Below are 24,407 nucleotides of genomic sequence, written 5' to 3' on the forward strand. Positions count from 1 at the left end.
ATCGGTACTTCAGTCGTTGAACGGCGGGGTGCCCGAGACGAGTCCGAGTTCGAGAGCCGTCTGGTTGAACTCCCACCGGGAGGAGACGAAATCGTCGCTGAGGCGTTCGCCGCGGCTCTGGGCTTCGGTGTAGCCGCGCCAGCCGTCTTTCCGTGCGTCACCGGGGCGGATCTCACGGATCCCGGAATCATCGGGAGAGACCTGAGTCTCCTCCTTCACCCAGAGCGACAGCCCCTCGGCAGCCCGATAGAGGTTCATGAACGCGGTGTGCGAGCGCGGATTGTCGAAGCTGGCCTTCTTGAACTCGGCACAGAAGGTGGTGAGCGGTTCGAGCTCATCGACGGCGACGGTCGCGAAGGTCGCATCCAGTCGCAGGGACTGGACGAGACCCGACGAGTCCGGGATGAGTTCGAGGATGCGGCGGGCGCGACGCTCATCGGGAAGCAGTTCGACCGCGTCCTCCACCGGGGTCAGCCCGAGCGTGTCCATCCGCCCGCGCTCGACACTGAGCTGCTGCCGCAGCGCATCGATCTGCTGCTGGGCGCGGCGCCATTCGCCGTGGAACATCAGCAGTGCGGCGATCACGCCGAGGCACAGCACGAGTCCGATGATCCAGGCTGCGGAGTGCAGTCCGGGAATGGCGAAGGCGATGATGCCGAGCACGGTGAGCACAGCAAACGTCACGGCGGCCGGTGAGTTGGTGAGGAAATCAAGGAAACGCTTCACAATTCCAAGCCTACTGTTTCAACCTCCACATATCGTGGAACCGGGTGGCATATAGTGTGGTCGAAAACGCATGCCAACTGCCAGGAGAGCTCGGTTTGAAGATTTCAGTCATCGGTTGCGGATATCTGGGCGCGGTCCATGCGGCGGCCATGGCGTCCCTGGGTCATGAGGTCACGGGAGTCGACGTCGACACCGAGAAGGTCGAGGCGCTGATGTCGGGCCGTCCGCCGTTCTTCGAACCGGGGCTGAGTGAACTCCTCGTGAAGGCTCAGGAACGCGGAAAGCTCGAGTTCACCACCGACGTCTCCCGCGCCGCCGATGCGGTGGTGCACTTCGTGTGCGTGGGCACCCCGCAGAAGCCCGGCGAGTTCGCCGCCGATGTCACCTATGTCGATGCGGCCGTGGAATCGCTGCACCCGCACCTGACTGCCACGTCGGTGGTTGTGGGAAAGTCGACCGTTCCCGTGGGCACCGCCGAGCGTCTGGCCGGAATCATCGCCGACACCGGAGCCGCGATGATGTGGAACCCGGAGTTCCTCCGTGAAGGCCATGCCGTCGAAGACACTCTCCACCCGAACCGTCTGGTCTACGGAGTCGCCGACGGGGAGCCCGGGCAGGCTGCGGCCGCGACTCTCGACGAGGTGTACGCGTCGATCCTCGCCGACGACACCCCGCGGATGATCACGGACTTCGCGACCGCCGAGCTCGTCAAGACTGCGGCGAACTCGTTCCTGGCCACGAAGATCTCGTTCATCAATGCCATGGCCGAACTCTGCGAAGCCTCGGGCGCCGATGTCACTCAGCTCGCCGATGCGATCGGCATGGATGACCGGATCGGACGCAAGTTCCTCAACGCCGGACTCGGCTTCGGCGGCGGCTGCCTGCCCAAGGACATCCGCGCCTTCATGGCCCGGGCCGGCGAGCTCGGCGCCGATCAGGCGGTGGCCTTCCTCAAGGAGATCGACTCGATCAACATGCGCCGGCGTGTCCGGATGGTCGACATCGCCCGCGACGCCCTGGGCGGGTCGTTCATCGGCAAGAAGATCACCATCCTCGGTGCCGCTTTCAAGCCCGACAGCGACGATGTCCGTGACTCCCCGGCACTGGCCGTGGCCCGACTCATCGCCACCCAGGGCGGGCTGGTCACGGTCACCGACCCGCAGGCGATCGGCAATGCGCAGAAGTCGTTCCCCGAACTCGACTACGTCGCTGACACCGCCGAGGCGATCACCGGGGCCGAAGCCGTGCTGCTGCTGACGGAATGGCGCGAATACCGCGACCTCGACCCAGCGGCGGCCGCTGAGCTCGCGACCGGGAAGGTGCTCGTCGACGGTCGCAATGTGCTCACTCCCGAACTGTGGCGTGCAGCGGGCTGGACCTACCGGGCCCTGGGCCGTCCATGAGAATCGGGCTGGTCACCGACTCCACGGCGCAGCTCTCAGCAAGCGAACGCGAAGAGCTGGGCGAGGCCACCGGCGGCCTCTTCGCCGTGGTGCCGCTGACCGTGCTCATCGGCGGAGTCGCTTTCGCCGACGGTGAGGTCGATGCCGGGCATCTGTGCGCGACGATGACCGAGGGTGTCGAGGTCACGACCTCCATGGCCACCCCGACCCAATTCTCCGAGGCCTACGGGCGGCTGCGGGAGGACGGGGCCGATGCCATCATCGTCGTGACGATGTCCGCGGAGCTTTCCGGCACCCGCGATTCCGCGGTCGCAGCCGCAGAGGCCGAGGACATCCTCGTTGATGTCGTCGACTCGAGGACCACCTCGGCGGGATTGGCCGGGGCGCTGTCCGTGGCCGTGGCCGGGATCCGGCAGGGGCACGACGCCGAATCGATCGCCGGAACCATCGCCGACTGGTGCGCGGCAGAGACCCGTACCGTGTTCGCCCCCGGCAACCTCGAATTCCTGCGCCGAGGCGGCCGGATCGGTGCCGCATCATCGCTGCTTGGCAGGGCCCTGCAGATCGTTCCCGTGCTCGGCCTCAACGCCGGAGTCGTCGTTCCGCTCGCTCGGGTGCGCACTCGCGCGAAAGCGCTGGAGAAGATCGTCACTCTCGCCGTTCAGGCCGCCGCCGAGGTGGCCGACCCGGAGGACACCGTGCACGTGGAGGTGCAGAACGCCGAAGGGGAGATGGACGCAGCCGACGCCGAGCTGCTGAGCTCACGGCTCCGCGAACTCGGATTCGAGCCCTCGTTCAGGACGCTGTCGACGATCATCACCGCGCATGTGGGGCCCGGCACGGTCGGAGTGACCGTGCAGACGAAACCCTGACTCACACACCCGGGCCTGCATCCGGGCCTGGGGACGATCGTGTGACTTGACCACCTCAGCCCTGTGGACGCCGAACCCGTGTCCACAGGCCGGGGCGCTGTCATGGCCGTCGTGTGCCAGCAGCGCCTATCGTCGGGTCATGGCTGTGTCTCCGGATGATCGTTTCGCGGGCCTCCTGGGTGCCAGTGCCGAGCGCGGTGGTTGGGTGCCGGGCGACATCTATACCGCCGACACCGCTGGTGACGAGGCACCCGTCGAGCCGCGACGGGTGCGGCTGCCCGTTGTGGTGGCCCTGGGCATCGCCACGGTCGGCATCCTCGTCCTCGCCTTCTTCCTCTTCCGGCCCGCGCCACAGCATTCGCCTGTGGGCAGCGGTGGCGACCCCGGCGACGGTGCAGAAGCCGGTCAGTCGCCTGCTGTGACCGAGGATGGAGCCGAATCAGGCACAACCGCCTCGGCGACGTCCGGCGAGGCGAACGGGAAGGTGATCGTCCACATCACCGGGGCGGTGAACGATCCCTCTGTGGTCACCCTGAAGGCGGGCGCCCGGGTTCAGGACGCCGTCGAAGCCGCCGGAGGACTGAGCCCCGGAGCCGACGGCGAAGCGGTGAATCTGGCGCGCGTGCTCGCCGACGGTGAGCAGATCCATATCCCGACAGAAGGCGAAGCACCGGCAGCCGGCGTCGATGGTGCGGGGGCGGACGGCGTCGGCGCGGGAGGAGGCAGCGGTTCACCGGGAACCGCGGATTCTTCCGCAGCCGCGAACAGCGGAGCACCCGGGACCGGGAAAGTCGATCTCAACACCGCCGATGCCACGACTCTCGAGACGCTGCCCGGAGTCGGGCCGGTGACCGCACAGGCGATCATCAGCCACCGCAGCCAGCAGCCGTTCGCGAGCGTCGAGGATCTGCTGCTCGTCAAAGGCATCGGGCCGAAGACCTTCGAGAGCCTCAAAGACCTTGTCACCGTCGGCTGAATCGGACCGTCCCGGTTCGCGGTCTCGAGCGCGAGGGTCTGGGACGCGGGCGTGGGATCGCATGCGCGCCGGACTGGCACGGATGTCCGGGGCCGTGGTCGCCTCGATGCGGGAGCACGCGGCGCTGTGGCCGGGCTCCGTCCGTCTCCTCTGCTGTTCCGCGGGCCTGTGGGCCTGCGCACTCCTGGCACCGGGACCGTGGGCGCTGTTCGGCATTCCCGTGCTCGGGCTGGCCGGGATCGTGATCCTGCGACGGCACCACCACCTCGGTGTCGGGATCCTCGTCTTCACCTGTCTGCTGACCATCCAGATCACCGCCCTGGCCGCCGCACACGGCCCCGATGAAGAGGTCGAGACCACGGGGCTCGTCGTCGGCCACAGCGAACCCGGAGCGTCCGGATGGACGCGACTGACGCTGGTCACACCCATCGGGTTCACCCACGTGCTCAGCCCCGAAGCCGCCGCGGACGGAGCGAGAGTGCGGATGCGCACGACCCGCCTCGACGACATCCGCGCCACCGATGCAGACCCACACGTGCTGGCAGAACCGAACACACTGTGGCAGTGGCGAGAGACGCTTCGCACCGAACTGCGCGAGGATTCGGTGGCCGCCGGCAACGACGGCGGACGGCTGCTGCCCGGGCTCGTCGTCGGCGACACCTCACCGCAGGACGACCGGATGGTCGACGATATGCGAGTCGTCTCCCTCACCCACGTCTCGGCGGTATCCGGCAGCAACGTCACGATCGTCAGCCTCGGTGCCGGACTGCTCGCCGGAGCCTGCCGAGCCGGACCGCGGCTGCGAGTGAGCATCGGGGTGCTCACCTGCCTCGGCTACGTCTTCATCGTCGGCTTCGAACCCAGCGCCATCCGTGCCGCCGGAATGGCGATCGCGGCGGCACTCGTGTTCCTGCGCGGCGGCGGGATCTCCCCGGTCGCGGTCATGTGCTCGACAGCGAGCCTGCTTCTGGCCTTCGTCCCCGTGCTGGCCACCTCAGTGGGGTTCGTCCTGTCCGTGGTCTCCACGGCCGCGATCATGTTCGTCGTCCCGGTCCTGCTGCGCCGCCTCGCCGTGCACCTGCCTCTGCTGCCCACGGTGCTCGTGACCGCACTCATCGTGCCCTTCGTCGCCCAACTCGCGTGCACCCCGGTGCTCGTGGCGATCGATCCGCGCATCGGACTCTGGTCGGTCGCCGCGAACGCACTGGCCGCACCCGCGGTCATGCCGGCGACGGTGGCAGGATTTTTCAGCCTCGTGGCCACCGGCATCGCGACGACGGGACTGCCCGGAGGCGACTTCGCCCCGGCCCTGTTGGCCTGGATCGGATCGTTTCCGGCCTGGTGGATCGTTCTCATCGCCCGAATCTGCGCCGCCCTGCCCGGTGCGGGCCTCGACTGGCCGGTGCCGCCGGTCGGAACGCTGTTGGCACTCGGGCTGCTCGGCCTGGCCGTGGTCGGAACCGGGATGCTCGTGCGTCGCAGGCTCTGGGGCCTGCCCGTGCTCGTTCTGTGCTGTGTGCTCACCGCCGCCGTCATCGTTTCGGTGAGGGCGAAGCCGCCGGCCGCGGACTGGCTGGTGCTCGTCTGCGATGTCGGTCAGGGGTCGGCCGCGGTGATCAACCTCGGTGGCGGTCGCGGTCTCGTCGTCGACACGGGGCGCGAGCCGAAACCCATCGACACCTGCCTCGACTCATCCGGGATCGAAGAGTTGGATCTGCTCATCTCCCACTTCGATGCCGACCACTTCGCCGGTTACGCGGGCACGACGTGGGGGCGCAGGGTCGTCCGTCTGTACGTCTCCGCGAATGTCGCTGCCTCGCCCGAATCAGAGCGGGTGAGCGCTGACACCGGCGCGGAGGTGGTCCCCACCCACCGTGGCCAGACGCTCGACTTCGACTCGGCCAGTCTTGAGGTGCTGTGGCCTCCGGTGCGGTCGGTGCCCGCGGCGGAGGATGAAGAGCTGCGCAACGACGACTCCCTGGTGGTGCGGGTCGAGCAGGAGGGGCTGAGCACCCTGCTGCCCGGCGACGTCGGAGCCGAGGAGCAGTACGTGCTGGCCCAGCAGGTCCAGCCGGTCGATGTGCTCGTCGCGCCGCACCACGGCTCCTCCGATCTGGCTCCCGAATTCTTCGCCGCCGCGGCACCCGGTCTCGGTGTCGTCTCGGTGGGGGAGAACAGCTATGGACATCCGAGCGAGAAGTCTCTGCGGGCCTTCGGCCCCATGCCCGTGCTGCGCACCGATCACTGCGGTTCGGTCGCTCTCTACGCGCAGAGTCGCTTCAGCACCGGACACGACTGTCCCGAGGACAAGGGGTGAGCCCGTGAGTGAGGGTCCGTCATGTCGGTCGTGTCGGACGGCCGCGATAGGCTGGGGTCCATGGCAGTGAAGAAGACCCTGATCCCGTGGAGCTCGGCGAAACCGGCCCCTGTCGTCATGATCTCCGGTGGCGAATCGGTGCTCGTGCGCATGGCTAAGGACCGCATCGTATCGGCTGCACGGAAGCAGGATCCCGAGGAGATCGAGTTCGATGCTGCCGGATACCAGGCCGGTGAGCTGGCGATGGCGGCGTCACCGTCCTTGTTCTCCTCCTCGAAGCTCATCGTCGTCGATGCCGTCGAGAAGTGCTCGGAAGATTTCCTCAACGACGCGCTGGCTTATCTCGATGCCCCGAACGATGACGCCGTCGTGGTGCTGCTGCACGCCGGCGGCAACCGGGGAGCGAAACTCGTCAAGAAGATCGACTCCGTCGGCTTCCCACGTATCGACGCGGCTGTGGTGAAGAACGAAAGCGATCGGGCGAAGTTCGCTCAGACCCGGTTCAAGACCGCGAAGCGACGCATCGACGAAGCGGGAATGGCCGCGCTCATGTCGGCGCTGGGCTCCGATCTGGCCGAACTCAATGCCGGGGTCGACCAGCTCATCGAAGACACCGAAGGCACGATCACCGCCGAGGTCGTCGATCAGTACTACGGTGGACGAGTCGAGGCCACCGGCTTCAAGGTCGCCGATGCGGCAGTGGCCGGGGACGCGAAGAACGCGCTGAGTCTGCTCAGGCATGCGCTGTCGACCGGGTCCGATCCGGTCCCGCTCGTGGCGGCAGTGGCGATGAAGCTGCGCGGCATGGCGAAGGTGCAGGGATTCGCCGGCACCAGCGGGGAGCTGGCCTCGGAGCTGAAGATGGCGCCATGGCAGGTCGACCGTGCCCGCCGGGAAGTGCGGCGGTGGAATGAGGTGGCGCTGGGCCAGTCGCTCATCGCCGCGGCCGAAGCCGATGCGGCCGTCAAGGGCGGCGGACGCGACCCCGTCTATGCGGTCGAGTGGTTCGTCTCCGAAGTAGCCCGCCTAGCCCGCCAACGCTAATTGCTACCTGACGGCGGCCCAGCAACCTCGCGCGAGGTTGCTGGGCCGCCGTCAGGTAGCAATAAGGGAAGAGAACGGGGTCCGAACCGTGTGGTTCGGACCCCGTGAAGCTATAGCCTCAGTCGTGCGCTCAGAGAGTGTTGATCTGCGTGGACAGGCGCGACTTGCGGTTCGCAGCGTTGTTCTTGTGCAGAACACCCTTCGAAACAGCTTTGTCGAGCTTGCGGGCAGCCACAGCATAAGCCTGCTGTGCCTCTTCCTTGTTGCCGGCAGCAATGTTCTCGCGAACGACGCGGACGTAGGACCGAACCTCGGACCGGACAGCCTTGTTGCGCTGACGAGCCTTCTCGTTGGTCTTGATCCGCTTGATCTGGGACTTGATATTAGCCAATTTCAACACTCTTTCGTGTTAGTGGTACATGGTCGTGAGGGCGCATCGAACCGACATGATCATCTCCGCGGGGAAACACATCGACGACTTCGAATCCGACGGCATCTTCACCCGACCTCGGCGAGACACACGCCTTGATGAAGACACAATTACCTATGATACAGCCTCGAACACCGGGCCGGAAATCCCGTGCAGCCTCGTCGCGCAGTGCACACAATGGTCCGTCCGGGCTGTCAGGCGGGTCTCAGCCGGAGATGTGCTCGGCGACGCGGTCGAAAACGTCGCGGGGGATGACCGCACCTTCCCGGCGGATCGAATCCGGGTCGAGGCGGATGATCCGATCAAGGCGGAGTTCAGAGGGCCTTCCCTGCGAATCCCAGTCCCCGGTGCCGATGTTCATCCACTTGGCGTGCCGGTCCTCGCGGACCTCGCCGACGCCGCCGGGGATGTGATCCTTGCTCGTGAGCATGAGCGCGAGCACCCACCTGCCGTCACGGCCGACAACCAGCGACGGGCGATCCTTTCCCTGTGAGTGATCCTCCTCGAAGGGGACCCACCCCCAGACGACCTCGCCCGGATCGGCATCGCCGTCGAGATCGGGGGAGTAGCTGACCTTGATCGACCCCGTGAAATCACCGGGGTACGAACCCGAACCGCCTGAGCCGGCACGGTCATCAGGCCTCGCCGAGGTGGCACCTCCACCGCCCGGCCGCGGAGGATCCTGCCGGCGGGCATCCGTGGGCTGCGAGGAGCCTCCGGAGTTCTTCTTCGACTGCGACTGTCGCAGGTAGCGCAGGCCCTCACGGACTCCGATTCTCGCGGCCCGATTGACCAGTGATTTCCAATTCATATGTCCAGCCTAAACGAGTCGACTGCCGCAGGTCGCGCAGAACAGCGAACCGACGCAGACATATGAAACCGACACGGTCACGAGAATTCGAGGACAGCCTCGACTGGGAAATGGTCGGAGGGGTACGTCCCGTCGATCTCGAACGTGTCGATGCGCGTGGACACCGTGCGCAGGCCCGGGGTCGTCAGGATCCAGTCGATGCGCGGCTCACCGGCTTTCGGGCCCGTGTAGCGATGGAAGGTGCCGATATCCTCCCCGGGGATCTCCGCGGCGGTGTCGGTGAGGCCGAGTTCGGTGCAGAAGAAGTCGTAGACCGGGGAGCCGGTGGCGACATTGAAGTCACCGGTGACCACGCAGGGATGGGCCGCCTCGGCGATGGACTCGGCCATGATCCGACCGGACTCGAGACGGGCGCGCTCGGACTTGTGGTCGAGGTGGGTGTTGAGCACACGCAGCCGTCGGTCGGAGTCGAGGTCGCGGACATCGACCGTCGTCAGGGTGCGTGCATGCGAGACTCCCCATGACTCCGATGCCACGGTGTCGGGCTGTTCGGACAGCCAGCTGATGTCGACGGCGTCGACGTCGAAGCGCTTCGAATCGAGCATCACGGCCGTGAACTCTCCGGAATTGCCGCCGGAGTGGCCCTCTCCGAGCCAGATGTACTCCTCGGGCAGCAGGCTGATGAGCGTCTCGAGCTGGTCGAGTTCGCCCTCCTGGGTGCCGATGAGGTGCGGACGTGCGCGCCGGATGAGCTCGGCGGCGATCGGCAGCCGCTCGGCCACCGGATGTCCGTCCATGGCGGGATAGCGGAGGTTGAAGCTCATGACCCGGAATTCGCTCATGCCACCATCTTCCCCGATCGGCACGGTCCGGCACATGCATCGGCCCCGTTCGGCGCGGACGAATCGCATCCGACAGCTGACGAACCGCGAAAGTCCCCGACGATGACGACGTGCACGTCTGTGGATTCCAGGTCCGTGCACAAGTCATGAAACAATGGGAGATCGGGTCTGACCGGGGACCCGGTCTGTCAACGAAAGGGCGTTCATGTCACCTCAGGTGAATCAGGAAGCTGCACAGCGGATCTCACCGTCTGCCACCTCACCCGAGCTGATTCGCAATTTCTGCATCATCGCTCATATCGACCATGGCAAATCGACCCTGGCCGACCGCATGCTCCAGATGACCGGTGTCGTCGAGAACCGCGATATGCGCGCCCAGTACCTCGACCGGATGGACATCGAACGCGAACGCGGAATCACCATCAAGTCCCAGGCCGTGCGCATGCCGTGGGAACACGGGGACACTCCGTACGCGCTCAACATGATCGACACTCCCGGCCACGTCGACTTCAGCTACGAGGTCTCGCGGTCCCTGGCCGCCTGTGAAGGCGCGCTGCTGCTCGTCGACTCCGCTCAGGGCATCGAAGCCCAGACGCTGGCCAACCTGTACCTGGCCATGGAGAACGATCTGACGATCATCCCCGTGCTCAACAAGATCGACCTGCCGGCCGCACAGCCGGAGAAGTACGCGGACGAGCTCGCCAACCTCATCGGCTGCGAACCCGAGGACTGCCTGCTCGTGTCCGGCAAGACCGGTGAAGGCGTCGAAGAGGTCCTCGACCGCATCATCACCGATATCCCCGCTCCTGTCGGCGACGCCGACGCCCCGGCCCGCGCCATGATCTTCGACTCCGTCTACGACACCTACCGCGGTGTGGTCACCTATGTTCGGCTCGTCGACGGTTCCCTCAAGCCGCGTGAGAAGATCGAGATGATGTCGACCGGCAGCACTCACGAACTGCTCGAGATCGGTGCCTCCTCACCCGAGCCGAAGGCGACGAAGGGCCTCGGCGTCGGTGAGGTCGGCTATCTCATCACCGGGGTGAAAGATGTCCGGCTGTCGAAGGTCGGCGACACCGTCACGCTGGCCGCGTCTCCCGCATCGGAACCGCTCGAGGGGTACAAGGAGCCGCAGCCGATGGTGTATTCGGGCCTGTTCCCGATCGACGGCTCGGACTACCCGGTGCTGCGTGACGCGCTGGACAAGATCAAACTCAACGATGCCTCCCTGGCATACGAGCCCGAGACGTCCACGGCGCTGGGCTTCGGCTTCCGCTGCGGCTTCCTCGGCCTCCTGCACCTCGAGGTCCTCCGCGATCGGCTCGAGCGCGAATACGACCTCGACCTCATCTCGACGGCACCGAGCGTGATCTACGACGTGACCATGGAGGACGGGACCGAGACGACGGTGACGAACCCGAGCGAATTCCCCACGGGCAAGGTCAAGGAAGTCAGAGAACCCATGGTCCGGGCGACGATCCTCACTCCGAGCGACTACATCGGTGCGGTGATGGAGCTGTGCCAGACCCGTCGGGGCAACCTGCAGGGCATGGACTACCTGTCCTCGGACCGCGTGGAGATCCGCTACCGCCTGCCGCTGGCAGAGATCGTCTTCGACTTCTTCGACCAGCTCAAATCACGGACCAAGGGCTATGCGACGCTCGACTATTCCGATGACGGGGAGGATCCGTCGGATCTCGTCAAGGTCGATATCCTGCTGCACGGCGACCAGGTCGATGCGTTCTCGGCGATCGTCCACCGCGACAATGCCTACTCCTACGGTGTGGCGATGGCAGGCAAGCTGCGCAAGCTCATTCCGCGCCAGCAGTTCGAGGTGCCCATCCAGGCGGCCATCGGCTCTCGCATCATCGCCCGTGAGACCATCCGTGCCATCCGCAAGGACGTGCTGTCGAAGTGCTACGGCGGCGATATCAGCCGTAAGCGCAAGCTGCTCGAGAAGCAGAAGGAGGGCAAGAAGAGGATGAAGGTGGTCGGCACCGTCGAGGTCCCGCAGGAAGCCTTCATCGCGGCCCTGTCCTCCGACGAGCCGGAGACGAAGGACAGCAAGAAGTAAGTGCCCGCACAACCGACCGGTGAGGTCCCTCCGCGCGACGGTTCGCTGCCGACTTCGGCGGGGATCGGGGCCGCTGAGCGAGGGCTGAGCCTCTACATCCACGTCCCGTACTGCCGGGTCCGCTGCGGCTACTGCGACTTCAACACCTACACCGCCGACGACCTCGGCCCGGGCGCGTCCCGTGAGGACTACCGCGGAAACCTCGCCCGTGAGCTCGATCTGTCCGTGTCCACCCTCGCCGAGGCTGGGGCGGGCGACCGTGAGGTCTCGACGATCTTCTTCGGCGGGGGCACCCCGACGCTGCTCGCAGCCGACGTGCTCGCCGGGGTGATGGACGATGTCCGCGCCCGCTTCCGCCTGGCCGAGACCGTCGAAGTCACCACCGAAGCCAACCCCGACACCCTGGATCCTGCCTATATCGCGACTCTCGCCGGAGCCGGTGTCAACCGGATCTCCATGGGTATGCAGTCGGCCGTGCCGCATGTGCTCGCGACCTTGGACCGCACCCATGATCCGGAGAAGATCCCCGAGGTGGCTCGCTGGGTCAAGGACGCCGGACTCGAACTCAGCCTCGACCTCATCTACGGCACCCCGGGGGAGTCGTTCGCCGATTGGCGTCGCTCGCTGGAGGTTGCCCTGTCCAACGAGGTCGATCACATCTCGGCGTATTCCCTCATCGTCGAACCGGGAACGAAGATGGGCGCGATGGTGCGCCGCGGCGAACTGCCGATGCCCGATGAGGACGACTTGGCCGACAAATACGAGATCGCCGACGCCGCGATCTCCGCCGCCGGTCTGCATTGGTACGAGGTGAGCAATTGGTCGACCGGTCCCGATACGCGCTGTGAACACAATCTGGCCTATTGGCGCAATGCCGACTGGTGGGGCTTCGGGCCGGGCGCCCACTCCCATGTCGGGGGTGTGAGGTTCTGGAACGCCAAACATCCGCGTGCCTGGGCCGACCGGCTCGTGGCAGGGCAGTCCCCGTCGATCGGTCGGGAGGTCCTCGATGATCGGACCCGGGAGATCGAGCGGATCATGCTCGCCGCTCGGATCGACCGTGAGCTGCGCCTGGACTCTCTGGCTCCGGGCAGCCAGCAGGCGATCAGAACCTTCGTCGGACAGGGTCTGCTCGACGCGGATGGCGCCGCGGCCGGCTGGTTCCAGCCGACTCTGCAGGGACGTCTCATGGCCGACTATATGGTGCGCATCCTCACCGAATACGTGTGAACGAGTCTCGCCCCGCCATCCGGATCGGGCGGCGGGGCGAGCTGCTCAGCGAATCTGCGCCGGTGGGACTCTCGGGCTGCGTCAGCTCACTTGATCCAGTTCGGAGTCATCGGCATTCGGTAGCCCTCACCGCGGTTGGCTGCCATTCCGGCGATGATCTCGATGACGATCATGTAGATCGAGAGCACCGGCAGGAGCAGCAGGATGAGGAAGCCGATGCCGACGATCGTGAGGATTCCGCCGATCAGTCCGATGCCGAATCCGGCGATGACACCGATGATCAGCAGGTTGAGCGACTGTGCGCCATGATGACGCAGGAACGGCGACTTGTCCTTGTTGATGATGAAGAGGATGAGGGTGACGATCCAGCCGACGCCGACGACGTAGGTGGCGGCGTGTGCGAGGTGTGACCACAGTGCGGTGGTGCGTTCGCTCTGGTCGGCGTTCCAGAATCCGAGTGAGTTCGGACCGTAGGCGGCATCCGGAAGTTCTGCTCCCATGGGAACACCGGCGGCAGCCGACTGCGCCGAGGATGCTCCCTGGAATCCGTATCCCGCCTGCGGCTGTCCCTGGGGAGCGCCGAAAGGCTGCTGGGAGCCGTAGCCGGGCTGCGAGCCGTAGGCCGGATTCTGCTGCGGGGAGCCGTGCCCGGCGTGGGGCTGCTGAGAGCCGAAGCCGGGCTGAGATCCCTGCTGAGGGTTCTGCGGCTGCGAGCCGTACTGGGTCTGACCATTCTGCTGCGGCTGCGAACCCTGCTGCGGCTGCTGCGCTTGCGGCTGCTGTGAGCCCGACTGCGGGGAATAGTTCGGGGGCATCGGCTGTGACTGTCCGTTGTTCGGCTGCTGCGGGTTGTCCGACATGAGAGTCCCTTCAGAGTGTGCGATCACTCCACATTAACCCAGGGAGTGCGGGCTGTCCCAGAGTGCGCGGGGTGACGGGGGATGGTCACTTCACGAAGTTGATGGTGAGCGGAAACCTATACCCCTCGCCCCTGTTCGCTGCGACGGCGGCAATGATGTAGAGGACGCAGTAGACGAGTGGGACGATGACCGCGGCGTACATGATGATGATGCCGATCCCGAAGGTCACCAATGCGAGGATGAAACCGAGGATGCCGAAGACGAAGAGGGCTGCGAAGGTGACGATCGTGTTCGTGATCATCGCGTTGAGTCCCTGACGCGAATGCTCGCGGACGAACGGCGACTCGTCCTTCTTCACGAGGAACATGATGAGCGGCATGAACCCGAACAGAAGCGCGCCGAGGTGGGTCCACAGAGCCGTGGTCCGGTCAGGTTCGGGGGCCATCCAGAACTGTTCGGAGCCGGGTCCGTACGCCTGCTCGGGCAGGGAGCGGGAGTCGAACATCGCCGGGTTGTGCATCTGCGGCATGCCGTAACCCGGCTGCGCGCCAAATCCAGTCTGCCCACCGTACCCCGGCTGACCACCGTACCCCGGCTGACCGCCGTAACCAGGCTGCGCGCCGAACGACTGTTGTGAGCCGTAGCCCGTCTGACCACTGTGCGTCTGCGGCCGAGAATACTGCTGGCCCTGCGGCGTGTAGGGCTGCTGCGGGCCCGACGCCTGAGAGTAGTTCGGCGGCATCGGTCGGCTGCCCGGCTGCTCGGGGTGGTGCGACATGGGGATCCTTTCGAAGAACGTCTGCCATTCACACTATCCGAGCCGGGTGTCCCGAGGATGTCGGGAAAGCCTCACTCCTGTGACAGTTTCGGCACACGCCGACAGCTCGCCGTGACCACCACGGGCCACCGACGCACCACCGAAGTCAATCAGCCGACGGTGACGAAGTCGATGAGCTCCTCGACCCGACCCGACAGCGTCGGTTCGACATCGGCGATCGTGCTCACCTTCCCGAGGATGCGCACCCACCCGCGAGCGACATCTCGATGGTCGGCGTGCGGCCATCCGATGCGCCGGAGGATTCCCGTCTTCCAGTCCTCACCGCGGGGGACGACCGGCCATTGCCGGATGCCGACGACATGGGGCTTCACCGCCTGCCAGATATCGACGTAGGGGTGGCCGATGATGTGGACGACGTCGCGGTAGCGCGGATCGGCACGGACCGCCTCGGCGATCTTCGATTCCTTCGTCCCGGTCACCAGGTGATCGGCGAGGACACCGACCCGATGGTCCCGATCCGGACCGAAGGCTGCGAGCTTGTCGGCGACATCATCGAGACCGCCCAAGGGTTCGACGACGACGCCTTCGATGCGCAGATCATCGCCCCAGATCTTCTCGACGAGTTCGGCATCGTGCTTGCCCTCCACCCAGATCCGCGACCCGCGGGCCACTCGAGCCTTCGCACCGACCACGGCGCGAGACCCGGAAGCCGTCCGCCCGGGCTGCTGCGCCTTCTTCTTCGGCAGCTGCACATCGACGGGCTGTCCTTCGAGGAGGAAACCCGGTCCCAGCGGAAAGGCACGGACCTTGCCGACGCGGTCCTCGAGCTTGACGACGACACCGGCCGTGGTCTTCTCCGCGCCGACGACAGCACCGACATAGCCGCTCATCGCATCCTCGAGAACCATGCCCAGGCCGAGCTCGACCTGACGGGACTTCTGCGGACGGTGCGACGACGGCGAGGAACCGGAGAGCACATCGGGGCCATAGCGATCAAAAGCATTCACGGGCACCCACCATAATCAAGGACGGTCCCGCAGGCGCGCAGACCCGCAGGTCACCCCCAGAAATGAATTCCGGGGACGAGAAGCGTAGAATTGGCACTCAGGCTCAAGGAGTGCCAAGTATCGGCACGGGACCGTGATCGGCTGAAGAGACGGAGAGGAGAACCGCGATGAACGACAGCAGACGTGCACAGGTGCTGCGCGCCATCGTCGAGGACTTCGTCGCCACCAACGAACCCGTGGGATCGAAGGCGATCGTCCAGCGCCACACCCTCGGCGTCTCCCCGGCCACGATCCGCAACGATATGGCCCAGCTCGAGCACGAAGGCTATATCGCCCAACCCCACACCTCGGCCGGTCGGATCCCCACCGACCTCGGCTACCGGATGTTCGTCGACCGCATCGACGAGTTCAAACCGCTGACCACCGCCGAGCGCCGCGCGATCTTCCAGCTCATCGACGGCGATGTCGACCTCGACGAGATGCTCGACCGCACCGTCCGCGTGCTCTCCGGCCTCACCCGCCAGGTGGCGCTCATCCAATACCCGACGGTGTCGCGGGCGCGCATCAAACACGTCGAGATCGTCGGCCTCGGCCCCGGCCGGATCCTCGTCGTCCTCATCACCGACGCCGGTCAGGTCGAGCAGAAGTCCGTGATCACCCCGACCCCGCTCGACGAGGATGCCGTCCGCGGGCTGCGCGACCAGATCAATGCCGATTTCGCCGGACGCACGCTCGCGCAGGTCTTCGGTTCGTCCCCCACCGCCGAGGCGGTCGCCGCCGAATCGAGCGAGTCGGCGGGACGTGACGAGTCCGGACTCACACAGGTCAGGGCCGCCGTCGTCGACCTCGTCGCCGCGACCCGCGAAGAGCGCATCATCATGGCCGGGACTGCGAACCTCGCCCGTTCCGGCAGCGAATTCGGAGAGAAGATGGCCCCGATCCTCGAAGCCTTCGAGGAGCAGGTGGTCCTGCTCCGGCTGCTCACCTCGATGGCAGAGGACCATGGGGGGGATCAGCGTGCGCATCGGGCGTGAGAATACTCACGAATCGTTCAGTTCGACTTCCGTCGTCGCCGCCGAATATGGTCATGACGCGGGTTCGTCGGCCAGACTGGCGGTGCTCGGCCCGACCCGGATGGACTATCCGACGACGATCTCGGCAGTCCGTGCCGTCGCGAAGTACGTGTCCTCGATCCTCGACCGAGGGTAGGGCCGGTGCAGTGACGACGACCAGGGGTGCCCGCAGTCGGGCAGCACGCAACCGGTGAGTACCGCGCAGGAGCGCAGCCACCACCACGAACAGAGAAGACCACTACGTCAGGGAGAGAGAAGTTTCTGTGGCCGATCACTATGAAACACTCGGAGTGTCCAAAGACGCTTCCGCGGCTGAGATCAAGTCGTCGTACCGGAAGCTGGCACGCAAGTACCACCCGGACGTCAATCCCGGTCACGAAGACGAATTCAAAGCCATCTCACTGGCCTACGACGTGCTCTCGGATCCGGAGAAGCGCCGCAACTACGATATGGGCGGCGGCGAGAACGGTCAGGGCTTCCCCGCCGGCGGCGGCTTCGGCGGATTCGGCGACATCTTCGAGACCTTCTTCGGCGGTGGCGGCGGACAGGCCGGAGGCCCCATCCCGCGCACACAGCGCGGCAAGGACGCCCTCGTCGGCGTCAACATCGACTTGAAGACCGCGGCCTTCGGCGGCACCGTCGATCTCGACGTGACCACTGCGGTCGTCTGCGACACCTGTTCGGGTGCCGGCACGCAGGAGGGCACGAAGATCGAGACCTGCTCGCTGTGCCACGGCGCCGGCAGCGTCCAGCGCATGACGCGGACCCTGCTGGGCCAGATGGTCACGAACCAGACCTGCAACTCCTGCCACGGCTTCGGCACCGTCATCCCCAACCCCTGCCTCAACTGCCAGGGCGACGGACGCGTGCGCAAGCAGCGGACCATGAAGATCCGCATCCCCGCCGGAGTCTCCGACGGCACCCGCATCCAGCTGTCCAGCCAGGGAGAGGTCGGTCCCGGCGGCGGACCCGCCGGTGATCTCTTCGTCGAGGTCATGGTCACCCGCCACGAGGTCTTCCAGCGCGACGGCGACAACCTCCGGGCCGCCGTCTCGGTGCCGATGACCGCAGCGACCCTGGGAGCGACCATCCCGTTCGAGACCTTCGACGGCACCCAGGACCTCACCATCGCCGCCGGCACCCAGTCCGGCACCGTCGTCAAACTCCCCGGACTCGGCGCCTCCCGCCTGCGCTCGGAGACTCGCGGCGACCTGCTCATCACCGTCGACGTCCTCACCCCGGACACCCTCGACGACGAACAGCGCGAACTGCTCGAGAAGCTCGCCGAACTGCGCGGAGAGGAAGCACCGCGGGCCCAGATCTCGACGGAGAACCGCGGAATGTTCTCCCGCATGCGTGAGAGGTTCGCCGGTCGGTGAGTCTTCCCGTATTCCGCTCCGCCACCGCCGCCGAGGCGGTCGTCGGGTCCGCTCTCACCCTCGGTGAGGACGTGGCCGGGCACGCGGTGCGGGTGCGTCGGATCGGTCCCGGCGAGGACATCGACATCGTCGACGGGGACGGCACACGGGTGCGCGGAACCGTCACGGCCGCCTCGACGAGCGAGCTGACGATCGACGTCACCGCGGTGACGCACGAGGACAGCACCGGCCCACGCCTCGTGCTCGTCCAGGCCCTGGCCAAGGGCGACCGAGACCTGCAGGCGATCGAAACGGCCACGGAGATCGGCGTCGACGACGTCATTCCCTGGGCCGCCGAACGTTCGATCGCCGACTGGCCGGCGAAGAAGCGGGAGAAGATGGCCGCGAAATGGGAGAACCTGCTGAATGCGGCCTCCCTGCAGGCCAGACGCTCCCGGTTTCCGGTGCTGCGCGAACTCGTCCGCGGGGCCTCCCTGGCCACAGCCTTCGACGAGTCCGATGCGGTCTTCGTCCTCCACGAGACCGCTCAGCGCAGACTCTCCGCAGCGCTGGCCGATCTGATCGCGGAGGGCAATTCGCCGCTGCCGGAGCGCATCGTCTTCGTCGTCGGGCCCGAAGGCGGCATCAGCGACGGCGAACTCGCAGCCTTGACCGGCCGTGGAGCGAGACCGGTGCTGCTGGGACCGACGATCCTGCGTTCGTCATCGGCAGGACCCGCCGGTCTCGTCCTGGCCCAGAATTCATTGGGCCGTTGGTGAGACACCGGACTAGGATGGAAGCACACTCTGGCGCCGCCGGTGACGGTGCGCCCACTTGCAAAGGAACATTCTGGACATCACTCCACCGAACCCGAACGCCATGAACCCCACCGACTCGGACGCCGCCGCACCCGGCGACGGTGCCGCGGGCAATGATGCCGTGACGGACACACGCGACGCCGAACGCGACACCGTGCGGCTGGTCATCCCGGACTCCATCGACCTCGTCGCCTTCTTCGGCCCCGGAGAGTCGAATCTGCGCGCCCTGGAGAAGACCTTCGACGACCTCGACATCCACGTCCGGGCCAATCAGGTCCAGGTCACCGGTGACCCCCAGCGTGTCGAAGCCTTCGTCAGCGTCATCGGGGAACTCAAGAAGCTGCACACGGCCGGCCATCGCATCAACGAAGAGACGATCGAGAGGGTCACGACGTTCTCCTCCGAGGGAGCGGCCGCCTCGGCGGTGCTCGGCACGGACATCCTCTCCACCAGGGGAAAGTCGATCCGTCCGAAGACGATGGGCCAGCACGACTACGTCAGGGCCATCCGCAACCACACGATCACCTTCGGCATCGGTCCGGCCGGAACCGGCAAGACCTACCTGGCGATGGCGATGGCCGTCAACGCCCTCCAGCACAAAGAGGTCTCGCGGATCATCCTCACCCGGCCTGCCGTCGAAGCCGGCGAATCCCTGGGCTATCTGCCCGGCACGCTCAACGACAAGATCGACCCGTATGTGCGTCCGCTCTATGACGCCCTCCACGACATGGTCGATCCCGAATCGATCCCGCTGCTCATCGAGACCGGCACGATCGAGGTCGCTCCCTTGGCCTATATGCGCGGGCGCACCCTCAACGACGCGTTCATCATCCTCGACGAAGCCCAGAACACGACGGCCGAGCAGATGAAGATGTTCCTCACCCGCCTCGGCTTCGGATCGCGCATGGTCGTCACCGGTGACATCTCCCAGATCGACCTGCCGGGCAAGACCCGCAGCGGACTCAAGGTCGTCCGCGACATCCTCGACGGCATCGATGACCTGCAGTTCTGCGAACTGGGCAGCAAGGACGTCGTCCGGCATTCGCTGGTGACGAAGATCGTCGAAGCCTACGACCTGTGGGGGAGTGCCGAATGAACACCGAGATCCTCAATGAGACCGACGCCGAGGTGGACCTCGACGAAGTCGTGGCCCTGACCGAATACTTGGGCTCTGCCCTGCACATGCACCCGGGGGCGGAGCTGGCCGTGACGATGGTCGATTCGGCGGCGATGTCCGAACTCCACGTCACCTGGATGGATCTCGAGGGCCCGACCGACGTCATGTCCTTTCCCATGGATCAGCTCCACCGTGGTGAGCCGGGGACGCCGACCGAAGGTCAGATGGGCGATATCATCATCTGCCCCGAGGTCGCCGGGGCTCAGGCTCGGGCGGCCGGTCATTCGACGATGGACGAGATCCTGCTGCTGACCGTCCACGGTTTCCTCCACCTGCTCGGCTACGACCATGGTCAGCCCGAGGAGCGCGAGGAGATGTTCGCCCTCCAGCGGCATCTGCTGCTGACTTTCTTCGCAGCCCGCTACGACGGTCGCACCGACATCCCCACCCCCACCGAGGTCTGATCGTGTTCATGTTCTTCCTCGGTGCGGCGCTGTGCCTCATCATCGCGGCCACCCTGTCTGCCGTGGATGCCGCTCTGCTCAACGTCTCCCACCATGCGGTCGAGGAGGCGAAGGAGGACGGCAAACGCTCTGCTGTGCGGGTGGAGCGGATCCTCGCGGACCTGCCGACGAACATCAACGTCATCATCTTCGTCCGCAACTTCCTCGAAGCACTCGCCACGGTCTTCATCGCGCTGGCCTATGACTCCTACTACTCCGTGGGCCCGCTCATGGTCTTCCTCACGGTGATCACCGCCTCGGTGGCGGTCTTCATCATCGCCGGAGTCTCCCCGCGCACGATCGGCAAACGCCGGTCCCTGGCCGTGAGCCTCAACCTCAGCTGGGTCGTGCGCATCGTCCTCGTCGCGCTCAAACCGCTGGCCCGCATCCTCGTCGTGCTCGGCAATCTGCTCACTCCGGACAAGGTGTACAAGGACGGTCCGTTCGTGACCTCCGAACAGCTGCGCGACCTCGTCGAACGTGCCAGCGAATCCGACATCATCGAAGACGGCGAACGCGAGATGATCCAGTCCGTGTTCAACCTCTCGGACACCTCGGCGAACGAGGTCATGGTGCCGCGCACCGACCTCATCACCGTCGACGCCGACGTCAGCCTGCAGAAGACGATGAATCTGTTCTTCCGCTCCGGCTTCTCCCGGATCCCCGTCTGCGGGGAGGATCTCGACGACGTCCGCGGAGTCGCCTACCTCAAGGACGTCGCCCGGCGCCTCCACCTCCATCCCGAGGAGGCCGAACGGCCCGTGGGCAAGCTGGCCCGCACCGTCCTGTTCGTCCCGGAGACGAAGCCGGCCGATGACCTGCTGCGGCAGATGCAGCTGGACTCGACGCATCTGGCGATCCTCATCGACGAATACGGCGGCACCGCCGGGCTCGTGACCATCGAAGACATCGTCGAGGAGATCGTCGGCGAGATCGAAGACGAATACGACAACGGCGATGACGAACTCGTTGAAGGCGACGATGGATCATTCATCATCAGCACCCGCATGTCGATCTCCGACTTCGCCGACTATTTCGATGTGCGCATCGACGAGGATGACGTCAACAGCGTCGGCGGACTGCTCTCGAAGCTCATCGACCGGGTGCCCATCGACGGCTCGCACGCGTCGATCGAAGGCCTCGAGATCGAAGCCATGGAGGGTCAGGGCCGCCGCCACCGGATCACCCACGTGCGGGTCACCCGCACCCACGAGGACAGCAGAGACGACGCACAGACCGCCGCAGCCGGTGGTTCGGGGACGCAGGAAGAGGACTGAGATGGAATTTCGCACCGACTACCCCGAGGACTACCGGGCGGGCTTCGCCTGCTTCGTGGGACGGCCCAATACGGGCAAATCGACGCTGACGAACGCCCTGGTGGGCGAGAAGGTCGCGATCACCTCGGCCAAACCTCAGACGACCCGTCACACGATCCGCGGAGTCGTTCACAAGGACGATCACCAGCTCATCCTCATCGACACCCCCGGACTGCACAAACCGCGCACCCTCCTCGGGTCACGACTCAATGATCTTGTGGCGTCCACGCTGGGGGAGGTCGACGTCATCGGCTTCTGCCTGCCCGCCGATGAGCCGATCGGTCCCGGTGACCGCTATATCGCCTCCCAGCTGGCGCTGCTGGACGGGCGGACCCCGATCGTGGCGCTCGTGACGAAGGTCGACCGGGTGCCCAAGGACAAGATCGCCGAGGCGCTGCTGGCCGTCGGCGAGCTCGCCGACTTCGCCGATGTCGTGCCCGTCTCCGCCGTCGAGGACTTCCAGGTCGACACCGTCGATTCGGTGCTCGCGGCACACCTGCCGAAATCTCCTCCGCTCTATCCCGACGGTGACCTCACGGATGAGCCGGAGGAGAAGATGATCGCCGAGCTCGTCCGCGAGGCCGCCCTCGAAGGTGTGCGGGACGAACTGCCGCATTCCCTGGCTGTGCAGGTCGAGGAGATGTACCCGCGGGAAGGCCGCAGCGAGGACAATCCGCTGTGGAACGTCCACGTCAACCTCTATGTCGAACGTCCCAGCCAGAAGGCCATCATCATCGGCAAGGGCGGCAGCCGGCTCAAGGCGATCGGCTCGGAGTCCCGCCAGGGCATCGAACGGCTGCTCGGCACGAAGGTCTACCTCGACCTGCACGTCAAGGTGGCCAAGGACTGGCAGCGCGATCCGAAGCAGCTCGGCCGCCTGGGCTTCGACTTCAACAACTGAGCCTGTCAAGCCTGTCGCCGATGGCGGGGTGTACCGCGCGTTGTCCGTCAGTTGTCAGGTGGCGGAATCCGCGCCGATCCGCGCTCTGTGATGGACGCCACCTCGTGTCGGCCGAGTTGAACCGGGTGCTCGAGCCTGCCTTAGACTAGGCCGAGTGAATGCCGAGCAGACTCTGGTCGCACTGAGCGACCGATCCCCACAGGTTGCCCCCGAAGAGCTCATCGCAGGTCTCGTGCCGCCGCCGCAGTTCGAAGACGTGTCCTTCGACAGCTACCGCACCGACCCGGCCGAGCCGTCGCAGGAAGAGGCGAGGAACAAGCTGCGGGAATTCACCGAGCGCTCGACCGGCCAGGGATTCTTCGGCAAGCTGTTCTCGAAGGGCAAGTCCGGCGCCAAGGGCGTCTACCTCGACGGCGGCTACGGCGTCGGCAAGACTCATCTGCTGGCTTCTGCCTGGCACGCCAATGACAAGCCTGCAACCTTCGGCACCTTCGTCGAATACACGAATCTCGTCGGAGCCTTGGGCTTCGCTCGGGCCCGCGACGATCTGTCGACGATGAAGCTCGTCTGCGTCGACGAATTCGAACTCGACGACCCCGGCGACACCGTGCTCATGTCACGGCTGATGCGCGAGCTCACCGACGCCGGGGTGAAGATCATCGCGACGTCGAACACTCTGCCCGGATCTCTGGGGGAGGGGCGCTTCGCCGCTCAGGACTTCCTGCGCGAGATCCAGGCGCTGGCCGATCAGTTCGAGGTCTACCGCATCGACGGCAAGGACTACCGTGCCCGTGAGCTCACCGCTCCGGCCGATCCGCTGTCGGAGTCCGAACTCGACGCGGCTGCGAGCCGGCTCGACGGGGTCGTCGCCCGCGACGACTTCTCTCAGCTGCTCAGCCACCTGTCCACCGTCCATCCCTCGCGCTACGGGCGGATGGTCGACGGCGTCGACGCGGCTGTGTGGGAAAACGTTCGCACCATCGACAACGAGAGCGTGGCACTGCGATTCGTCGCGCTCGTCGACCGGCTCTACGATCGCAATGTGCCGATCCTCAACTCCGGTGCGGCCCTCGACAAGGTCTTCACCGACGAGTCGCTGGCCGGCGGGTACAAGAAGAAGTACATGCGCTGCCTCTCACGCCTGACCGCACTGTCGTCCTGAGCCCGTATCGGGGTCCTTCCCCGAACCGGACCGGGGTCCGGCCCGACGAGCCACGCCCGTGAGACCTCCGAACGAGGTCTCACGGGCGTCGTTGTCATCAGCTCAGGCCGATCACATCGAAGATGCGCAGGTCCGGGACCCAATCGGGCAGACCGGTGAGTCGGAGGGTCAACCACACGACGGCGGTCACGAACGCTGCCGTCACCGCGCCGACGGTCCAGCGCACCCACAGACTCTGCGCCATGATCCAGTGGGTCCACCGTTCGACGTTCACGCGCACGAAGTGCAGCAGCCGCCGAGCCCAGTGGAACTCGCTGGAGATGATGAACAGGCCGATGATGACGATGAGCCAGCCCGGCCCGGGCAGCGGAACGAGAACGAGTCCGATGAGCACGATGAGTGTGCCGAGGCCACCGACGATGCTGCGATACAGCCGTGCCGTGTGCGGATTGGCCAGCACTGTGCGGCGCCACCGGAGGAAGCCCAAACGCAGCTTGCGCCACGGTCGGGGACCTTGCCGGTGGTGGCGTGACAACCAGCCTTTGGGGCGGGTCTGCGGACTCTCTGCGTTCACCCCACCACTATAGGATGGCGACCCTGAAAGCTTGATCGACGGGTGTGACCACGATCACCCGATTCTGATTTTGCGTAAGCCGCCACCTGCGTATAGAGTTATATCTCGTTGCCAGGGAAACCGGGCAGCGAGAAATGCGGATGTGGCTCAGTTGGTAGAGCATCACCTTGCCAAGGTGAGGGTCGCGGGTTCGAGTCCCGTCATCCGCTCGGAGG

22 protein-coding genes, 1 tRNA gene and 1 pseudogene are annotated in these 24,407 nt (G+C 65.8%); 16 read left to right on the forward strand and 8 right to left on the reverse strand.

The window, feature by feature from the left end; translation table 11 throughout:
• Window positions 1-9: 9 nt before the first annotated feature.
• A complete protein-coding gene (locus BLIN9172_RS00810) occupies window positions 10-726 on the reverse strand; it encodes a hypothetical protein (RefSeq protein ID WP_101553426.1) in 717 nt (238 codons plus the stop codon).
• Between the two features lie 95 nt (window positions 727-821).
• Here BLIN9172_RS00810 and BLIN9172_RS00815 point away from each other — a divergent pair, with 95 nt between their 5' ends.
• From BLIN9172_RS00815 to holA, 5 genes are all read left to right on the forward strand, one after another.
• Entirely contained in the window at window positions 822-2,129 is a 1,308-nt protein-coding gene (locus tag BLIN9172_RS00815; protein WP_101553427.1) for a UDP-glucose dehydrogenase family protein, read from the forward strand.
• Window positions 2,126-3,001, forward strand: a complete 876-nt coding sequence (locus tag BLIN9172_RS00820; protein ID WP_170286860.1) for a DegV family protein — start codon at window positions 2,126-2,128, stop codon at window positions 2,999-3,001. The genes BLIN9172_RS00815 and BLIN9172_RS00820 overlap by 4 nt, the downstream gene beginning before the upstream one ends.
• Before the next feature lie 139 nt (window positions 3,002-3,140).
• Window positions 3,141-3,977 carry a ComEA family DNA-binding protein gene (locus BLIN9172_RS00825; RefSeq protein WP_101553429.1) on the forward strand — a complete coding sequence of 279 codons (837 nt, stop codon included), beginning with the start codon at window positions 3,141-3,143 and terminating at the stop codon, window positions 3,975-3,977.
• 61 nt (window positions 3,978-4,038) lie between these two features.
• Window positions 4,039-6,294 (forward strand): ComEC/Rec2 family competence protein, encoded by a 2,256-nt coding sequence (locus BLIN9172_RS00830; RefSeq protein WP_240811953.1) that lies wholly within the window; start codon window positions 4,039-4,041, stop codon window positions 6,292-6,294.
• 60 nt (window positions 6,295-6,354) lie between these two features.
• Window positions 6,355-7,338 carry a DNA polymerase III subunit delta gene (gene holA, locus BLIN9172_RS00835; protein ID WP_101553550.1) on the forward strand — a complete coding sequence of 328 codons (984 nt, stop codon included), beginning with the start codon at window positions 6,355-6,357 and terminating at the stop codon, window positions 7,336-7,338.
• Window positions 7,339-7,468: 130 nt separating this feature from the next.
• On the opposite strand, the gene rpsT is transcribed toward holA, so the two are convergent.
• The 3 genes from rpsT to BLIN9172_RS00850 form a co-directional block, all read right to left on the reverse strand.
• The gene (gene rpsT, locus BLIN9172_RS00840) at window positions 7,469-7,729 is read right to left on the reverse strand and encodes a 30S ribosomal protein S20 (protein ID WP_101553430.1); all 261 of its coding nucleotides are present in this window, start codon (window positions 7,727-7,729) and stop codon (window positions 7,469-7,471) included.
• Between the two features lie 244 nt (window positions 7,730-7,973).
• Window positions 7,974-8,579, reverse strand: coding sequence for a type II toxin-antitoxin system PemK/MazF family toxin (locus tag BLIN9172_RS00845; protein WP_101553431.1), 606 nt, complete (start codon window positions 8,577-8,579; stop codon window positions 7,974-7,976).
• Window positions 8,580-8,656: 77 nt separating this feature from the next.
• Entirely contained in the window at window positions 8,657-9,421 is a 765-nt protein-coding gene (locus BLIN9172_RS00850) for an endonuclease/exonuclease/phosphatase family protein (protein ID WP_101553432.1), read from the reverse strand.
• Between the two features lie 205 nt (window positions 9,422-9,626).
• Here BLIN9172_RS00850 and lepA point away from each other — a divergent pair, with 205 nt between their 5' ends.
• Together lepA and hemW are read left to right on the forward strand one after the other, a co-directional pair.
• Window positions 9,627-11,495 (forward strand): translation elongation factor 4, encoded by a 1,869-nt coding sequence (lepA, locus tag BLIN9172_RS00855; protein ID WP_101553433.1) that lies wholly within the window; start codon window positions 9,627-9,629, stop codon window positions 11,493-11,495.
• On the forward strand, window positions 11,496-12,725 hold the full coding sequence (hemW, locus tag BLIN9172_RS00860) for a radical SAM family heme chaperone HemW (protein ID WP_101553434.1): 1,230 nt from the start codon (window positions 11,496-11,498) through the stop codon (window positions 12,723-12,725).
• An 86-nt stretch (window positions 12,726-12,811) separates the two neighbouring features.
• Here the strand turns inward: hemW and BLIN9172_RS00865 are convergent, their stop codons facing one another.
• The 3 genes from BLIN9172_RS00865 to BLIN9172_RS00875 form a co-directional block, all read right to left on the reverse strand.
• Window positions 12,812-13,585, reverse strand: a complete 774-nt coding sequence (locus BLIN9172_RS00865) for a DUF4870 domain-containing protein (RefSeq protein WP_101553435.1) — start codon at window positions 13,583-13,585, stop codon at window positions 12,812-12,814.
• 85 nt (window positions 13,586-13,670) lie between these two features.
• Window positions 13,671-14,363: a DUF4870 domain-containing protein gene (locus BLIN9172_RS00870; protein ID WP_101553436.1), complete on the reverse strand. Its 693-nt coding sequence runs from the start codon at window positions 14,361-14,363 to the stop codon at window positions 13,671-13,673.
• A gap of 149 nt (window positions 14,364-14,512) precedes the next feature.
• Window positions 14,513-15,376: a DUF3097 family protein gene (locus BLIN9172_RS00875; RefSeq protein ID WP_081770366.1), complete on the reverse strand. Its 864-nt coding sequence runs from the start codon at window positions 15,374-15,376 to the stop codon at window positions 14,513-14,515.
• A 161-nt stretch (window positions 15,377-15,537) separates the two neighbouring features.
• On the opposite strand from BLIN9172_RS00875, the pseudogene hrcA reads away from it, so the two are divergent.
• The 8 genes and pseudogenes from hrcA to zapE all read left to right on the forward strand — a co-directional run bounded on the left by hrcA (window position 15,538) and on the right by zapE (window position 23,618).
• A pseudogene (hrcA, locus tag BLIN9172_RS00880) lies at window positions 15,538-16,579 on the forward strand (heat-inducible transcriptional repressor HrcA).
• 127 nt (window positions 16,580-16,706) lie between these two features.
• A complete protein-coding gene (dnaJ, locus tag BLIN9172_RS00885; RefSeq protein ID WP_101553437.1) occupies window positions 16,707-17,822 on the forward strand; it encodes a molecular chaperone DnaJ in 1,116 nt (371 codons plus the stop codon).
• Window positions 17,819-18,580, forward strand: coding sequence for a 16S rRNA (uracil(1498)-N(3))-methyltransferase (locus BLIN9172_RS00890; protein ID WP_101553438.1), 762 nt, complete (start codon window positions 17,819-17,821; stop codon window positions 18,578-18,580). The genes dnaJ and BLIN9172_RS00890 overlap by 4 nt, the downstream gene beginning before the upstream one ends.
• 100 nt (window positions 18,581-18,680) lie before the next feature.
• Window positions 18,681-19,715: a PhoH family protein gene (locus tag BLIN9172_RS00895; RefSeq protein WP_101553439.1), complete on the forward strand. Its 1,035-nt coding sequence runs from the start codon at window positions 18,681-18,683 to the stop codon at window positions 19,713-19,715.
• Window positions 19,712-20,200: an rRNA maturation RNase YbeY gene (gene ybeY / locus BLIN9172_RS00900; protein ID WP_101553440.1), complete on the forward strand. Its 489-nt coding sequence runs from the start codon at window positions 19,712-19,714 to the stop codon at window positions 20,198-20,200. Before BLIN9172_RS00895 ends, ybeY begins: the two co-directional genes overlap by 4 nt.
• 8 nt (window positions 20,201-20,208) lie before the next feature.
• Window positions 20,209-21,516: a hemolysin family protein gene (locus BLIN9172_RS00905; protein WP_240811963.1), complete on the forward strand. Its 1,308-nt coding sequence runs from the start codon at window positions 20,209-20,211 to the stop codon at window positions 21,514-21,516.
• A gap of 1 nt (window position 21,517) precedes the next feature.
• On the forward strand, window positions 21,518-22,456 hold the full coding sequence (gene era, locus BLIN9172_RS00910) for a GTPase Era (protein ID WP_025777866.1): 939 nt from the start codon (window positions 21,518-21,520) through the stop codon (window positions 22,454-22,456).
• Between the two features lie 154 nt (window positions 22,457-22,610).
• Window positions 22,611-23,618: a cell division protein ZapE gene (gene zapE, locus BLIN9172_RS00915; RefSeq protein WP_035320155.1), complete on the forward strand. Its 1,008-nt coding sequence runs from the start codon at window positions 22,611-22,613 to the stop codon at window positions 23,616-23,618.
• 97 nt (window positions 23,619-23,715) lie between these two features.
• Here the strand turns inward: zapE and BLIN9172_RS00920 are convergent, their stop codons facing one another.
• Window positions 23,716-24,192: a TIGR02611 family protein gene (locus BLIN9172_RS00920; protein WP_240811954.1), complete on the reverse strand. Its 477-nt coding sequence runs from the start codon at window positions 24,190-24,192 to the stop codon at window positions 23,716-23,718.
• 136 nt (window positions 24,193-24,328) lie between these two features.
• Between BLIN9172_RS00920 and BLIN9172_RS00925 the strand changes: the two genes are divergently transcribed.
• Window positions 24,329-24,401, forward strand: a tRNA-Gly gene (locus BLIN9172_RS00925).
• Window positions 24,402-24,407: the final 6 nt, after the last annotated feature.

This window comes from Brevibacterium linens ATCC 9172 (genome assembly GCF_900169165.1).
Taxonomy (GTDB): Bacteria; Actinomycetota; Actinomycetes; order Actinomycetales; family Brevibacteriaceae; genus Brevibacterium; species Brevibacterium linens.